This is a genomic window from Cyclobacterium xiamenense, from assembly GCF_042140265.1.
Classification (GTDB): Bacteria; Bacteroidota; Bacteroidia; order Cytophagales; family Cyclobacteriaceae; genus Cyclobacterium; species Cyclobacterium xiamenense_A.
Window position 1 is genome coordinate 4,783,542 of record NZ_CP159481.1, and the last position, 15,070, is coordinate 4,798,611.

A 15,070-nucleotide genomic window follows, 5' to 3' on the forward strand; every position below is an offset into this window, starting at 1 on the left:
CGGAACAATGCTCTGACGCAGTGGAACCATAAATCGCCAATAATCAGCGCTTTGCTTGCATTGCATCTTTTTGCTTATTATTTTAGTTAAAAAAATCCCATGATACGAACACAATCGCTGGCTCTGGCCTGTGGCGCACTGTTAGCTATAGCCTGTGGCCCAGAGGAAGAGGAAGCAAGCGTCTCCTTTGCACTGGAAATCCGGGATAGCATTCGGGTAGACTACCCGGGACTACTGGACCTGATGGATGTGGATCCCGTCCAGAAGCGGATACTCCTTTACGACCGTCAGCGTGGAACCATCTTGCTGACCGATTTTGAGGGGAATCGGCTACTAGACCTAAACAAGCAGGGGGATGACAAGGGGAGTTACGGGCAGTATTTGTGGAGCCCGGCTCGGATAGAAACCGGCGGGGGTATTTTCCTGATCTCCCACAAAGGTTTTTTTACCTTCGATTCGGAGGGAAATCTGGCCAGGTTCAGGCCTTTTGAAGAAGCCGTTCCATTTTTCGGTGGAAGGGCAGCGGCCGACTCCGAATTGTTGGAACACGAAGGGATTTTTTTTCAAAAAGGCCTGGTAGCCCGGGGCGAGTACAACAAAACGGATGAGGAATACTACGAGCAATTCCAACTATTGGTCAGATTTGACCCCGAAAACGGGTCTGCCGAACGAATCGTCCATCTGGAAGAAGAAAGCCCTTTTCGCAGTAGTGGGATGGCCTTTGAAATTCCCGAAATGAGCCCGAGTTTTACCATCCTGGAGGATAAACTTCTGGTCGTCGCGGGCACGGATCCCCACCTCAATGCCTATACCATCCAGCCACCGCATCGGCTGCTGTTTCGGAAATCCATTGCCTATCCCGAGTACAACGCTGGCCAGGGAATCGAACGGGCCAAAGCCGACCCCAAATCCATTACCTCCGATGCATCCGCTGGCCGGACGCATACGCTTAAAGTGTATAAAAACTTCCTGATCAGCTCCTTCAATCCCGGATACAATTTTGCCGATCGGGAACGGTACCTGACCATCGACAATCCGGACGATTACCGTGCCTTCAGGGAAAGCATCGTAGATAAATATCCATCTGCCCTTTTCCTTATGGACCATCAGGGCCAGGGCATTCAGCAACTCGACCTACCTAAATCACTGGACCACCGCCAATTTCTGGTGCGGGGCGGAGAACTCTGGTGGCTTTCCCGATTCAATTCGGAAGTAGAAGAGGATTTTGTCACGATTTACCAGGTGGAAATCGCCGAAAAGGATCGAACGAACTGAGACCGGCTGACCGATTTGCCGGCAAAAAAGCCCGCACCGGAGACCGGTATATTACCGATCAGAGAGCCATGTCGTAGCCACCAAATCGCCGCAGGTTGTACGTTACCGTCAGCATAAAAAATTGACGCAAAACTTGTGTACGAACGTCCTCGACGAACACGTCGGTTACATTTCGGTCAATGCTTACGTTTTGATTCATCAGGTCAAAAACCGTAAGCTTGATCTCCGTTTTGTTACTGGGCGGGATGCGGTAACCCAGATCCAGGTTGACCAGAAAAATGCTTCGATCAAACCCTTCGCCCAATCCGGTGTACACCTGGTGATTGACACTGCTGCCTACAAAGATTCCACCTACAAAATTCCAAAATAGGTCTGCGCGCGTCCGTTGGGTATAAAAATTATTGTCTAAATCTTCTTGCAAGCTACTTCGGACGGTATTAAAACTCCCACGAGAAGAGATATTGAAATCCACCCGGTCGTTGATATTGCTGCTCAGGTTGATCCCTTGCGTGAATGTGGTATTGGTATTGAAATTTTCCTGGCCATTGATGATCCCTGGCCGGTTACGCACCGTGAAGGACGAGTTGATGTTAAGATTACTTTTCATGAATTTCAATGGGAACCCGTAGCTTCCGTACAAGCGCGCCACGTAATAATTATTCAGGTTTACAGGCCGGGTGTATTGCCCGCCTTGATTCAGCAATACCTCGTTCTGGATCAGGGTATCCTTTGGTGCGATAAAGGTCTCGTTTCCGATATAATCCTGCCGGATGTTTCCATAAAGAAAAAACATCAGGGAGCGATTGGTCTCCGGATTGATCTTACGAAAGCGCGTAAAAAGTCGGTGACTGTATTCCTGTTTCAGATCCGGATTCCCATTGGAAATCTGCATGGGGTTGGAATTGCTGATGACGTCCTGCAGCTGCCGGATGGAAGGGGCATCGGTATCGGTATTGTAGTCCACGCGCAGGCTGCTGAACTCTCCCATCTGATAATTAACCACTAATCTGGGGAGCACGTTCGAAAAAGTGCGCTGCGTATTTTCAAAACCAGGGAATAAGCGGTCACTGTCCAGGGAAGCAGATTCGTAGCTGATCGTGCTGTACAGGGACAATTTTTCCGAGTTATAGCTGTAACCGATACGGCCACGTTGGGTCATGTATTGGTTTTCAAAGCGGTTGGTCAACGCGGTGTCCAGGCGAATGAGGTCCGTTTCCGGCTCCTGAATTTCTACTGTCTGGTCCGTGTCGGAGGCATTGTTGGAAAGCCGGTATTCCAGGCGCAATCGGGAACGCTCCCCCAACGGTTCAAAATAACTGACACCGGTGCTGTAATACAGGCTGGAATACAGGCTGTTCCGGAACTGGATGAGGGAATCGACGTTGGTTGTTTGGAAATTTTGGTTGGCAGCGACCAGGTCCGATTGGCTATCGCTATCGTAGGTGCTGGTATACACATAGGTAGACAAGGTCCTACCTTCCTTCGCAAAATTGTACCGGTAAATCAGCGAGTTCCTGAAATTCATGGACTGCCTTTCCGAGAGGGTGGTGTTTTGATTGCGGCTGATCGGGGTAGCTGCATCAAAGAGATTGTAGGCGTCCCGAATGGTGGTGGATTTGCGGTAATCCAGACCAATTCTTGGCCGCAGAATCAGCGCCTGCCGTTCGTCGATTTCGTAATCGATGCGCGCACTCATCCGGTGACTCTGGGTACGGGTTTGGTTGTTTCGGTCTTCGTTGTAGAGCTGCAAGCTATCGTTGGGCAAGATGTATTCCCGGGAAGAACTCCGGGTAAGTACGTTGTCCCGATCGTTGAACAGGTAATTACCCGTTACCTTTAATTTTTCGTCCAGGTACTCGTCGGAAAAATTGACACCAACCGCATTGGTGGTGGTGATGCCCGGCAACTCTCCCACCGCCAGTTCGTTGCCCCCCCGGCGGCTATCGTCGCTATTAAGATTTCCCAGATCGTCTTCCCCAAAATTCTGCTGGTTGATGTTGTTCGTCAATCCCAGGATAGAAAGCCGGCGGGCGCCATTAAAAAAGTTCATGTTGCCGCCGGCGATGTAGTTGTTATCCGTGCCATAGCCTCCGTAAAATTTACCAAACCTGCCGGCACGCATGCCCGGCTTGGTGATGATATTGATCGTTTTGGTGGTTTCCCCATCATCAAAGCCAGTCAGGCGGGCTTCGTCACTACGTTGGTCCAGAAATTCAATTTTCAATACAACCTGGGCGGGCAGGTTCTTAAGTGCCGCCGCCGGATTATCCCCGAAAAATGGCCTTCCATCGACCAACACTTCCTTAACTTCTTCGCCCTGCACTTCGATCACCCCGTTTTGAATGACCACACCGGGCATTTTCCGAACCAATTCGTCCGCATCGGCCTGGGGACGGGTTTTGAAGGCATTGGCGTTGAAGGCCACCGTGTCCCCGCGAACTTCCCCGGTGAGTGCATCGGCAGAAAGCTCAAAAGCTTCCATTTCCTGCCCGTCGCTCTGCAGCTCGAAGGTACCCAGATCGTTCCCTGTAGGGGCATTTACGTTTTTTTGCAAGGTTTGGTAACCGATAAACGACACCTCCACCAAAAAGCTATTTTTCCCGGGTTTGTTGATTTGAAACACCCCATCAAAATCAGTGTAGGAAGAGCTAAGCGTTTCCCCGTCACTGTCTTTCAAGAAAACGTAAGCTCCGAAAAGCGGTTCCTTACTATCGCTGTCAACAATGGTCCCGGTATATTTTTGCTGGCCAAAAAGCGAAAGGGAAGTGGAGACAAAGGCAAGCAGAACGAAAAAGGACAATCGAAAGGGCATGGAATGGTAAATTATCAAACTAGATGGAATCGCTTCGAAATATTAGACCGAAAATTCGCCACAATCCTTCAGCCAGCCAAATTCTATTATGTCAAGGCAGGCAGGGCTAATGTATAAGGTAAATTATCGATTTAATTGTAAAGGGGAAAATGGAAGGAAAAGGAGCGGCTAGCTGCGTTGTATTTTGGCGATCGTGGAGGCCAATGCCGGGGCATACCACCGGATAGGGAATCTTTCTTTCTGATCGTAAGTGGATTACCAGGAAAAAACAAAAATTCCTAAGAGAGGGATTTGCATTAAAAAGAAAGTTCGGCTACATTTGTGACACTTAAAAAAGGGCGCTCGAAGCCCTGTATTTTTTGGCCGATGGTGTAACTGGCAACACGTCTGATTTTGGTTCAGAAGAGTCCAGGTTCGAGCCCTGGTCGGCCAACGATTTACCGGCCCAATGTAGGAAAAATCCTTCGTTGGGCCGTTTTTTTTTATGCGTAGGCGACGGCACTTCACTAACCGGTGAAGGGTTTTGTTCGGGACTTTTCTTAGGGATCAAGCGATCTGAGGCTGATTCCACCGCAAAAAATCACAAAATACCGTACCCGTCTTCTTTTCCGTTCATGGTTTCACTGTGGGCTAAGTGACAAGGTCGGGATTAGTGGGATATGGAGGGGACAGTGGGATTGATGGGAGATTGACGGAGATTGAGTGGAAAAAAAAGAATCGTAGTTTACCGAATAAAATCAGGTATAGCTGGGAGCTAACCATGCGAAATGAGTAGGTTCAAGGAGGTGTTTTGGAGGTAGTGTGGCTAAAAACCGATTTTCCAGTATATAATTGTAAAATATAGTTTTGCTGACAAATTTCATAATTCTCCGATATCATGTAGAAACCAAAAACATTTTGCGGTGGCCCTGGCTTTCCAATAGGAGCTCTTTGCTATATTTATTTCAAAACCTTCTGGGTCCTTTCCCGATGAAAAACAAGCAGCAGCCAGTTCCTCCAGTTTCGGGTATTTGTAATCATCTGAATAGTAAGATGGTATCATTAAAAACTGTCTGGTCTTTTTCATTGTACAAACCTTTTTTGTTCTTGAAAAAGGGTATTTTTCCTTATTTCGGAGAAAATTGGAATGCAGTACATTGTTAACGTAACTGGCGTTGTGAGCGACCAATTTTTTGCACCCCTGTGCATCTTTAATAAATTCTCTTAGCGCTTGATTCGGTGGGATAGCCATTTCTTGCAAATGGTCCATGGAAATGCAGTATTCCTCTAGTGTATTTTCCGGGGGTGGCGTACTATTTTTGAAAATCAAATCCTTGTCCTTTATAAGGTACCCTTCCTTGTCGAAAATGAAATAAGATAAGGATAATAGTTCCGGCCAATTGTCGGTATCCGTAGGCGGTGCGTCGTAGTCATCTGGCTTGCCATCTACAGCAAGTGCGACGACTATCGTATGCCGGACATCTTCAGGTTCGGCTTCTGGAAACGATTCTTCGATTTTTTCAATAACAATTTGTTCTGTGGTCTTAGATTTTTCGGCCGGTTTCGGGCCAGGGACTTTGGTGGCGTTCTGTTTACGCTTTCTAACTGAATTTATCAAAAATCCGATTACAACTAAGGCAAGGATGCTTAGTATCAGTTCAAAAGTGGACATGATGACGTTTCTGTTGATAAGTAGTCAAAGTATAAAAATTCATCAACTAAAAAACGATGCCGTTGATTATCAACTCCTATACCGTTCCTCCAGCGCATCCCTTTGCTCCCGGAACTCCTGCCATTCGCTGTCTACCAGGTAGGCTATCCTGGGCTACTTTGGCTTCCAATGCCTTCAACCGTTTTTTAAAGATTTCCAGATCATGACGCAACCATACGCATCTTACCCCTGCGGGAGAAATAAAAAAGACCTTTTTTCTTAAGTTCGTTGGATACACGCAACTGGCCCATCGCAGGATTGTCGAAAGCAAACTTGACTACTGCTTCTTCAATCTCTGCCTCTTTGCGGTTCTTGAGATTTGGTATCCTTTTGCTTAATGCTCGCTCTCCTCACTGCCCGTAGCGTTCTTTGAACCGGTAAAAGCTATCTCTGCTGTTACCGAAAACTTTGCTAGCCTGGGAAACATTGCCTAATTGTTCTGCTACTTATGCTAAACCTACCTTGGTTTTTGTTACTTTTGTCTCTGTATTCATCTAACAGTTTTTAGGAATTCGTGATTAGATTCAACACCTAAATTTAATCCCTAACTGTCAGATTTCATCGTAGGTTTTTCATCTATCGACTCCAAATCTACATCATGTGCTGCATTATAAGCCATCAAGCGGTCAGTTGCCCAAGGCGATGCTTGCAAGTTTATCGTACGGTACCCATTCGAGTCAAGGGCTTCCCTGATGATCTCAAATATCCGTTTCTTTCCTTCCGGGTTTTTACCTGAGATCCGTAGATGCACACGATTATCCATCAGACACCCCCTCCCCTTTTACTAACTCCTTAGGCTGACCCAGCCCATTTTTCGATAAATTGCAGATCGCCCGCGCCGCCCGGTAGTTCCGGGTATCCCTACAGACCAGATTCCTAACCATTTGTGGTTCATTTGCACTGAATACCTGCAAGGGAAGGTCTTTGTATAGATTTTCTTCGAAGCGATCCCAGTAGAATTTCACTGTTTTCATAAATTATTTACTTAGTAATTTAAATTTTTAACGGATAAATTAGTCGCTACTCTCAATCAAAACAGAATTCAATGTCAACACCTCAAGTTCTCCTTAAACGAGCTAGAATGACCAAAAGACGCTGTTTCACCTGTTGTGATGAAAATAGTTTAACTATGTAGTTTATATCTTTTTGATTTCACAAATAATTTATTCGCCGGTCCCTCGAAGTCCCGCCTGGCTTACCAGTCAACTCACTGAGGGTAGCCAAACATACGCTACTTCATTTGAAATTTAGTTAGACAAATCCGTTCTTATTCGGTGACAGAAACCTGCGTCGATTTATCCACTGATCTACCAATAGCTGCATCCAATCCGGCTAACGGTTTGGCTATGCGCCGTGCGACGTTAGGAGCATGGACGTATAGCTTGTGTTAGGCACTGGGCTTCCTTAATTCAGATTTCTCCTAAATTCGCTTGGGCTCATCGCTGTCTTCTTTTTAAAGATTTTACTAAAATATTGTGGATACTCAAACCCCAGAGCATAAGCTATTTCGCTTGCACTTTCGTTGGAATTTAGGAGTCTGTTTTTTGCTTTTTCAATGATGTATAGATGAATATGGTCTTGTGTGCTTCGTCCGGTTTCTTTTCGTAGCAAATCGCTTAAATATTTAGGCGACATATTAAGTGCGTCTCCGCAATATTGAACGGTGGGGATTCCCAACTCCAACTGCTTTTCTTGCTTGTAATAGTCTTTTAATAGTTGCTCGAATTGACTGGCAATGTCTTGATTTAGATTGGTTCTAGTATAAAATTGTCGATCATAAAAACGAATACAGTAATTCAATAACAATTCCATATTTGAAATAATCAAAGTTTGACTGTGTGCGTCAATATTGTTGCTGATTTCTTTCTCGATTTTCTCAATGGTATCTGTGACCGTTTTTCTTTCCTCTTCGGATAGATGTAAGGCTTCGTTTGAATCATAGGAAAAGAATGAATAATCTTCTATGCGTTGACCCAATGTTGCTTTCCGAATCAAATCCGGATGAAAAGCTAAAATCCAGCCTTTGTCAGTTTCGGCTGTTTCAGCTTTTTTATATTCCATCACTTGGTTTGGTGCTGTAAAAATCATTGTACCCTCTTGAAAGTCATATGAATTTCTACCGTAATTGACAATGCTATAAGGACAATTATCCTTTAAACTGATCTTGTACAAGCCTAGTAAATACTTTAGGTTATCAACTTCTAATTTTTTTCGAGCATAACCTAATCGTAATACAGATATGAGTGGATGTTTTGGCTTTGCTAAACCTAAAACCTGATGAAATTCCGATATGGTTTCTATTTTTATAAAATCTTTCAATGTGCTAAGTTTTGTACAGAAAAGCACACTTTCATCCCTAAAGTATGCTTTTCTATTTCTTATTTAATGTTTAGGTTATTTTTCATCATACTAAGGAACTCAGCATCATTCATCGTTTTTCTGGCCTTTAATAAATGTTCAGCATCTGGACCCGCTACATATCTAAGCGTATTGGTTCCGTCGGTTGCGGCATTATAAATCACATCTGCTACCAAGTTTGGACTGTTCCTTTTTTCAGAACTCATTAATTGTTCAAAAATATTCATAACCCCTGATGCAAATTCGTTGTATTCTGTTAATTCATCATTGTGTTGAAAATCCATCGAACGACCTGAAAAATCTGTTTTTATGCTACCTGGTTCCACTATTTTTATTTTTGCGCCAATAGGTTCTAATTCGTATTGTAAAGATTCTGAAAAACCTTCCACCGCAAATTTTGTGGCATGGTAAAGTTGCATCATTGGAAAGGTTGTTTTACCACCAACCGATGATATATTGATGAACATTCCGCTTTTATTTGCTCTAAAATGCGGCAATACGGCTCTTGTTACATCAAAAAGACCCAAGACATTGACATCAAACTGTCTCGAAACATTTTCTCTAGCTACAGATTCAAAAGTACCCAATATACCGTACCCAGCATTGTTAAGGACGACATCGATTTTTCCAAACTTATCAATTCCTTCTTCAATGGCACTTGTGATACTAGTTAAATCTTGAACATCTAGTTTGGTAATGAAAACATTTTCTAGAGAGGTTAGCTCATTCTCTTTTTCAGGATTACGCATTGTTGCAATTACATTCCATCCTTTTGCTTGAAATTTTTTGGCTGTTGCTTTTCCAATTCCTGATGATGCTCCTGTTATTAAAATTGTTTTGCTCATTTTTTCTTTTTTTAAAGATTTACAATTAATTCTGAAGCAAAATTAGAGCATCTATAAAGTGTGAATGTATTCAAATTACTGATTATTGAATACTTTTTGCGTATTCGTTTTCTGCCTTGTGCCTAACGTTTCATGCATCTATTACGCTGAAATCGCTAAGAATCTACCGAAAACGAAAACTCATCGGGATTGGCCGATTACTTCGGTGCCCCCTGACTGATTATTTAAGTCACAAATAAAACGCGTTCACCGCAAAAAAAACAAAAAGGGGTAGATACAAGTGCATTACACGGTTAAAAACGCAATAACATTTTCGTAACACAAATTCATTACTAACTAAATATCAGTGATTTATATTAACTAATTTGAGCGAGCGTAGGTCAAATTAACTACTCCCAAATGTACTTCAGACGAAGGATTTAAGAAAATTTACACAGGTAATTAATCCCGATTATTGGAGTGGTTGTAAGGGGATAGAAACTCATTTTCCCAACAAGGCCCATGAAAACTGAGGCAAGAAGTATGAAAACTTGGTCGAGATCCATCGTGTACTATAGTAATGGTGTTCAAAGCTCGTCCTACAGGCGCCTACCATTCCGTAATAAATCTATATCAACGAATACGTCGACAGATTCAACCGATCCAAAATGAGTCGGGAGCTATCCGATAATCCAATATGTAGGGTGTTGGCAATGCCATCTTATGCGCGCAAAAAAGTTTATTTTATCAGTAACTAATACACTAATTGAAAATCAAAACCTGGACAAAAAGTCGTACAGATCCACATTACCATGGGTAACGCCCAGTTTCTTCCTCAGCCTGGTTTTCGCCATATTGAGGGTGCTTTTACTCTGCCCGGTAAGTGCCGAAATTTCACTGCTGTTTAGATTCAGTCTGATAAAGGCGCAAAGTCGCCTTTCGTTAGGGCTAAGGTTTGGAAAGGAATCCAAAAGGTTTTTATAAAAATCCGTGTGCAGGTCCAAAAAGGAAACCTCAAACTCCGAAAGAATTTTATCCTGATCAAACTGACTCAGTTCGCCAATGACGCCGCTGACAATTTTCTTTCCTTGTTTTGAGAATTCATTTCTATTTCCGACCAGTTTATCTACCGTATCTTTGATAATACGTTGCCTTTTGGTTTCATAGAGCATTTGGGTCGTAAGCTGTTTGCTTCTTTCCTGGAGCTTTGCCTGCAAGAGTTCTCTTTCGCGCTCTCTTTGCTGGGATTCAAGCAGTAACTTCTTCCTTTCCAAACGTACACGATGGTATTTTCTCCGGATAGTGACATAAAATAAAATAAGTGCTGCCAAAATCAGAAAGCTAAACAGTAAGAATGAAATGAGCTTCTTATTACTATTTATTGATTGCGCCACCAGCTTTTCCCTTTCCAGCGAATGCATTTCCTTGAGGCTTTGGGTCAGCAGGTTTTGTTCAGCCTTGCTTTGGTTAATCTTCCTGAACAAACGCTGTTTCTCCTCAAAAAAAAACAGGGCAGAATCGGGCATCCGCATTTCCTTGTACAAGTCGGCCAATAACTCACTACTGTTATGCTGTATTGCCAATATTTCGCCCTTTGCTGCTAGTTGGTTACCTCGTCTTCCGTACCTGATCGCCAGGGTTGCATCGCCCATTTCCCTGTATGTTTCTGCTATGTAGCTGTAGTTAGTGGCTAACACGTGAATATTGTCCTTCCGGAGCGCTTCCTCTCCACCAAAAGCAAACGTTTCCAGGGCAGCTTCATAATTCTTCATTTGAGCATAGACTAAACCGAGATTGTTGTATAGGGAACCAAGGTTTTGATTTTGGGGATCGAATTTTCGGATTTTTTCGATTCCCTGGTCCAGACAATTATAGGCTTGTACCAGGTCATTTCTTTCTCTGTAGATAACGCCAAGGTTATTGATAACCGCTGAAAGAATCTTATAGTCAGGTTCGGGAAGGGTTTCGAATAACTCCTGTATCTGAAGAAAATAATCTTCGGCTCTATCGTAATTCCTTATGAAAAGGTAATTGATACCCATACCCAAAAGGGTGCTGATACGATCGGATGTAGGAAGATCCCCTGCAGTTTTTATAATTTCATAACTTTTCAGATAATATTCCGAAGAAACATCCGACAATCCCCCGGTAAAATAAATTCTCCCATACTGATTGTACAATTTGACAAATAAGTCGGGTTGGTCCAAAGAATCTGCATAGCCCCTGGCCTGATTGGCAAAATAAAGTGATTTCCTTAAATCGTTGTTTAAAAAGGCACGGGAAGAGTCAAGCAATGCGTAATAAGGTCCCTCGATTAACGAAGCATGCGAGTCAGGCTTTTTCGCGACCGCATAGGAAAGCACACCACTCAACATGAAAATAATGGTATATACTACCAATTGGGATAGACCAACTCTAGGAACCAACATACAATAAAAAAAGAAAAATTTAAAAACTTAGTTAATATGCTTTCAGACGATGAAGCCCGCGTATTTAGTCAATGGAATATATACTGTAGAGCGCTAAACGCATTTATATTATCAGAAGGCGTTATGGGCTAACTGGGATACACCTGACAAACATTTTGCCAAAATAAAGTACGAAAAAATAAATAAGCAAACAGTGTCGGACACATTTCGTGCGTTTTTTTGTAAATAAAACGTCAGACGCTTATTCCTATTTCTAAAACATAGGACATGCGAACCTTTACTCCCTAAGGTATTCGCTGGTCAGCCGGAAATAAAACCCTTTGATGCAGGGCGATGAAACTCCTTGCAGCTGGACGTACCCATTGGGTGGGGCGCATGATGAAACCTTCGAATAAAGTTCGGCCTAACAGAAGGTGCAGACGGCCTTTTTTAGGGTGCCAGGTTCGTTCTCAGCCTCTTTCAACGATTTTTTTTTAATTGGTCGATTTCCTTCTACTCAGGAGTCAAAGGCGCTTTTCCATTGCCGGCAAAACTTGCCTCCCCGGTAGCTGAATGTTCCCTACTCTATCCGCGCACCATACCTGATGGAATATCAAGCTCTCGCCCAATTTCTCCAAAGATTTTTCCACACTTATGGTTCTAAATCACCATCAGTTTAAAGACTTATTCGAAGGATTTTCCTTTTCTTTATTGCCTCCACGTCAACGGGGCTTAAATTGTTGTCCAATGAAATGTAGCAGATCCAATACGGCTGAATCAATAAAAAGCACAAGAGTAAGTCAACCTTTCAAGTTCAATACCGCTGCTCCAACGCTGCTCGCGGAACTCTTGCCGTTTTTTCAAGCTATTCTCTTTACCAATCTTCCCCAAGTCCTAACGGAGGAGGGGGTAGTTCAAATTTGATTCGGTGCTCGAGTCCGACGATCATTTCGTCAAACATCCAATAAAAATAAAACAGGCGCTTTCTTGGCTTTCCACTCGTTTTGTACAGGTTTTCTTGACTAAAAGCTTGTTCAATAGGTTGGTCTATAAATCGAGGGTCGGCGTGAACGATTACCAAATCAGAAATAAAGTACCGGAATTCTTCGTCTTTTGTTTCAATCCTCAAAGAAAACAAAACCGGCGTCTCGAATAAATACCATAAAAACCTATTTCGCACCATCATTATACCGCCACCTCCGATAACTCCGGACTCCGGATCTTCATATTGAATCCTTTCCCTAAAAAATTTGAAGTTATTGTACAACCAATGCCGGGCATTGGTAAAAATCTCGTCTCCGGATACACCCGGTACCGCCACCGCGTCAGTGTAAACAATGTTTCCGCTGGCATCCCTGGGAAGGTACAAGTCTTCGTACTGGTACTCGTATTCTGTCTGTGCCGACAGGCTAATAATCGGAAGCAAAAATAAAAGATACGTTCGCCCCATGGCGATCATGCTTTGTCTACGGTTAAGTGTAATCATCCACTCGGAAACAATCCCGCGTAACATCATCAAACTATTTTTTTCTGTAACTCCTTTTGGTGCACCCAGGTTTGCTATACACAATGCCGGAATCTTATATCCTCTTCAGAGTCAACCCCTCTTGTAAGTAGAAAAAATCGCATCGCACTTACAAAAGTATTCACCGAATAGTAAAGCATCTGCACGTATTTCATAGCCCATACACTGTTCCTCCAGCGCATCCCTTTGCTCCCGAAACTCCTGCCATTCGCTGTCTACCAGGTAGGCTTTGAGGCGGGTGGGCATGCGGTCCAGCTTGCTGTCGGTGCCGCTTTGACCGAAACGAACGGTTTCCGTAGATTGATACCTCGCTATTGAAATGGAATAATTGAAGAAAAAACCAACGTCTTCAAACAAAATTCACCTGCAAAAAAAGGGGTTGGGAGCAGCCCGAACCCAAACCCAACTTGCAGCAATTCACCGCGTATCGGCTAGGTGCCTGGAAAGGACCAGGAGACCTGTAGAATCCCTGAAATTACAGCGAGAGGGAGGGATAGAGGGTCAATGGAGCTGCTGTCAGGAAAGCCAGGCAGGAAACCCTACCTGATTTTTAGTTTTAGAGCTGCGAACAGCGGCCTGATTTTTATCCCTTATCGGATACTCGTGTAGCCGCCCATTATTTTGCCCCCGCCACTACTGCCGGTGGACCGAAGAAGCTTGCGTGCTCCGGAGACAGGAGTTCTTTCTTGGAAATCCCGGCAAGAAACCCGTAGTGTTGCAACCACTCCTTGGTTTTTATACGTTCCTTTCCCTCAAATTGTGTGGCAAGCTGATAAAACCAAAACCTGCGCTCGTGCCTGCCCATACCTCCCTCAACCATTGGCAGGTATTGAGCAAGGTTTTTATCCATAATAAAGAAAAACAAGTGAAAACCCGATCGCAGGTAGGTATCAAACGCCGTCCCGTCGTGTACTGCCTGGATGAGAAACGTCAGCTCGCCTTTGGTTAGTTGGCTGCGGGAATCCCTGCCGGTTTGCAAGCGCAGGTTCGCTACATCCCCGATGGGTCCCGGGCCGGAAGGCGGCACCTGCCAGGCATAGCCCTTTTCAAGGAAAAACTGCTTTTGTTTCGGGAGGTCCATCGGTCGCTTCCAGCCCCTTTCCTCATCATCGACCCAGTAGATCAGGTCTTTCAAAAAGCATGCAAATGCATGTTCTCTGGTAGCTACATAGTTCTTTCCAGCATTTGTGCCGTTCTGCCGATCGGGCCTGTGGAAGCGAGGAGTATAACGAATGGCCTCCCGTGCCAGGCACCAGTCATTCAGCGTCTTAAAAAATGTCTGGCAGATAAGGTCCCCATCCACCTGGACCACTTGACCGGCAAGTAGTTCGATCCTGCCTCGCAGTTCCCGGGACGAAAACCGTATTTCTTTCCGATTGTCGCGAATCTCTTGCTGCTGAAAAAGCATCTGCCAGCGCTGCCCCAGAAAGGCCACATAGACAAACAATACGCCGGAAAGAGAAGCCAGTACCACGGATACTCCATTGACATATTCGGGCATACTTTGGGGGAAAAAACGCTGCACCGTCATGGGTTTGATCACCGATAACAGGTAAAACGAAACAGCAGCCAGGTCTAGAAATATAGCGATCGCCAGAAGACTGTTCATCCTCCATTTTAGCCAACGCATCGAATCCTTAATGTCCTGATCAAGCTCCAACTATACACTTTTTGACAAGGTAGGTAAAATTTGGCCTTTATTGGGGAAAAGTTTTGTGGGGTTATCCGCTTGGGAAGAATTAGATGTTGGGGGGATTGATTGCGATTGATGCGGGAATTTAGGTGGTTTGGACGGAATGGGAGCTATTAAGGGAAGCGGATGTATAGTAAGTCTGCAGAGCAGGTTCAATATGAGCAATCCCTGTTTCCAAAAGATGCGGAAGCATTGGAAAAAACAAAACCGGGTGAAACGTTTATTTTTTAAGACCAGGTGTTCCCAAGGCTGTAGTAAAGGAGATTGAAATAGATGGAGGGGGATTGATGTCCAGCGATCAGACTCTTCAATCTTTTTCTTTCAATCACCGTCTGAGCGATAGCGAAGACGCTCAGCCCGCTTCATTCAATCTCGTCAACTTTTTTGGATGTGCACATCCAGTTTGGCTGGGGTGTGGGGTTGTTCGGTGGGAGGTAGCTCATCGGAGTGACCCGCCACTTTACCGACCGTTTTTCGTCACACCA

10 protein-coding genes, 1 tRNA gene and 1 pseudogene are annotated in these 15,070 nt (G+C 44.2%); 2 read left to right on the forward strand and 10 right to left on the reverse strand.

Translation table 11 applies throughout. From position 1 onward, the window contains the following. Window positions 1-99: 99 nt before the first annotated feature. Window positions 100-1,275 (forward strand): hypothetical protein, encoded by a 1,176-nt coding sequence (locus tag ABWH99_RS19445; RefSeq protein WP_375583473.1) that lies wholly within the window; start codon window positions 100-102, stop codon window positions 1,273-1,275. Between the two features lie 58 nt (window positions 1,276-1,333). On the opposite strand, the gene ABWH99_RS19450 is transcribed toward ABWH99_RS19445, so the two are convergent. Continuing rightward, complete coding sequence (locus ABWH99_RS19450; RefSeq protein WP_375583474.1) at window positions 1,334-4,087, reverse strand: outer membrane beta-barrel protein; 2,754 nt, start codon at window positions 4,085-4,087, stop codon at window positions 1,334-1,336. Window positions 4,088-4,447: 360 nt separating this feature from the next. Here ABWH99_RS19450 and ABWH99_RS19455 point away from each other — a divergent pair. Beyond that, a tRNA-Gln gene (locus ABWH99_RS19455) sits at window positions 4,448-4,520 on the forward strand. 426 nt (window positions 4,521-4,946) lie between these two features. Here ABWH99_RS19455 and ABWH99_RS19460 read toward each other — a convergent pair. The 9 genes and pseudogenes from ABWH99_RS19460 to ABWH99_RS19500 all read right to left on the reverse strand — a co-directional run bounded on the left by ABWH99_RS19460 (window position 4,947) and on the right by ABWH99_RS19500 (window position 14,501). After that, window positions 4,947-5,738 (reverse strand): hypothetical protein, encoded by a 792-nt coding sequence (locus ABWH99_RS19460; protein ID WP_375583475.1) that lies wholly within the window; start codon window positions 5,736-5,738, stop codon window positions 4,947-4,949. A gap of 139 nt (window positions 5,739-5,877) precedes the next feature. After that, window positions 5,878-6,271 (reverse strand): annotated as a pseudogene (locus ABWH99_RS19465) (helix-turn-helix domain-containing protein); the annotation flags it as partial. A 261-nt stretch (window positions 6,272-6,532) separates the two neighbouring features. Beyond that, entirely contained in the window at window positions 6,533-6,751 is a 219-nt protein-coding gene (locus ABWH99_RS19470) for a hypothetical protein (RefSeq protein WP_375583476.1), read from the reverse strand. A 430-nt stretch (window positions 6,752-7,181) separates the two neighbouring features. Continuing rightward, window positions 7,182-8,096: a helix-turn-helix domain-containing protein gene (locus ABWH99_RS19475; protein ID WP_375583477.1), complete on the reverse strand. Its 915-nt coding sequence runs from the start codon at window positions 8,094-8,096 to the stop codon at window positions 7,182-7,184. Between the two features lie 59 nt (window positions 8,097-8,155). Continuing rightward, window positions 8,156-8,980 (reverse strand): SDR family oxidoreductase, encoded by an 825-nt coding sequence (locus tag ABWH99_RS19480; protein ID WP_375583478.1) that lies wholly within the window; start codon window positions 8,978-8,980, stop codon window positions 8,156-8,158. A 752-nt stretch (window positions 8,981-9,732) separates the two neighbouring features. Further along, window positions 9,733-11,388: a tetratricopeptide repeat protein gene (locus ABWH99_RS19485; protein WP_375583479.1), complete on the reverse strand. Its 1,656-nt coding sequence runs from the start codon at window positions 11,386-11,388 to the stop codon at window positions 9,733-9,735. Between the two features lie 853 nt (window positions 11,389-12,241). Then, the gene (locus ABWH99_RS19490) at window positions 12,242-12,883 is read right to left on the reverse strand and encodes a DUF4468 domain-containing protein (protein WP_375583480.1); all 642 of its coding nucleotides are present in this window, start codon (window positions 12,881-12,883) and stop codon (window positions 12,242-12,244) included. Window positions 12,884-12,964: 81 nt separating this feature from the next. Next, complete coding sequence (locus ABWH99_RS19495; RefSeq protein ID WP_375583481.1) at window positions 12,965-13,249, reverse strand: hypothetical protein; 285 nt, start codon at window positions 13,247-13,249, stop codon at window positions 12,965-12,967. Between the two features lie 259 nt (window positions 13,250-13,508). Continuing rightward, window positions 13,509-14,501, reverse strand: a complete 993-nt coding sequence (locus ABWH99_RS19500) for a hypothetical protein (RefSeq protein WP_375583482.1) — start codon at window positions 14,499-14,501, stop codon at window positions 13,509-13,511. Window positions 14,502-15,070 lie beyond the last annotated feature (569 nt).

Excerpts from the sequence above, each read along its gene's own strand:
- ABWH99_RS19450 (WP_375583474.1), bottom strand. The coding sequence starts at position 4,087 with ATGCCCTTTCGATTGTCCTTTTTCGTTCTGCTTGCCTTTGTCTCCACT.
- ABWH99_RS19490 (WP_375583480.1), bottom strand. The coding sequence starts at position 12,883 with ATGATGTTACGCGGGATTGTTTCCGAGTGGATGATTACACTTAACCGT.
- ABWH99_RS19480 (WP_375583478.1), bottom strand. The coding sequence starts at position 8,980 with ATGAGCAAAACAATTTTAATAACAGGAGCATCATCAGGAATTGGAAAA.
- ABWH99_RS19460 (WP_375583475.1), bottom strand. The coding sequence starts at position 5,738 with ATGTCCACTTTTGAACTGATACTAAGCATCCTTGCCTTAGTTGTAATC.
- ABWH99_RS19500 (WP_375583482.1), bottom strand. The coding sequence starts at position 14,501 with ATGAACAGTCTTCTGGCGATCGCTATATTTCTAGACCTGGCTGCTGTT.
- ABWH99_RS19470 (WP_375583476.1), bottom strand. The coding sequence starts at position 6,751 with ATGAAAACAGTGAAATTCTACTGGGATCGCTTCGAAGAAAATCTATAC.
- ABWH99_RS19445 (WP_375583473.1), top strand. The coding sequence starts at position 100 with ATGATACGAACACAATCGCTGGCTCTGGCCTGTGGCGCACTGTTAGCT.
- ABWH99_RS19485 (WP_375583479.1), bottom strand. The coding sequence starts at position 11,388 with ATGTTGGTTCCTAGAGTTGGTCTATCCCAATTGGTAGTATATACCATT.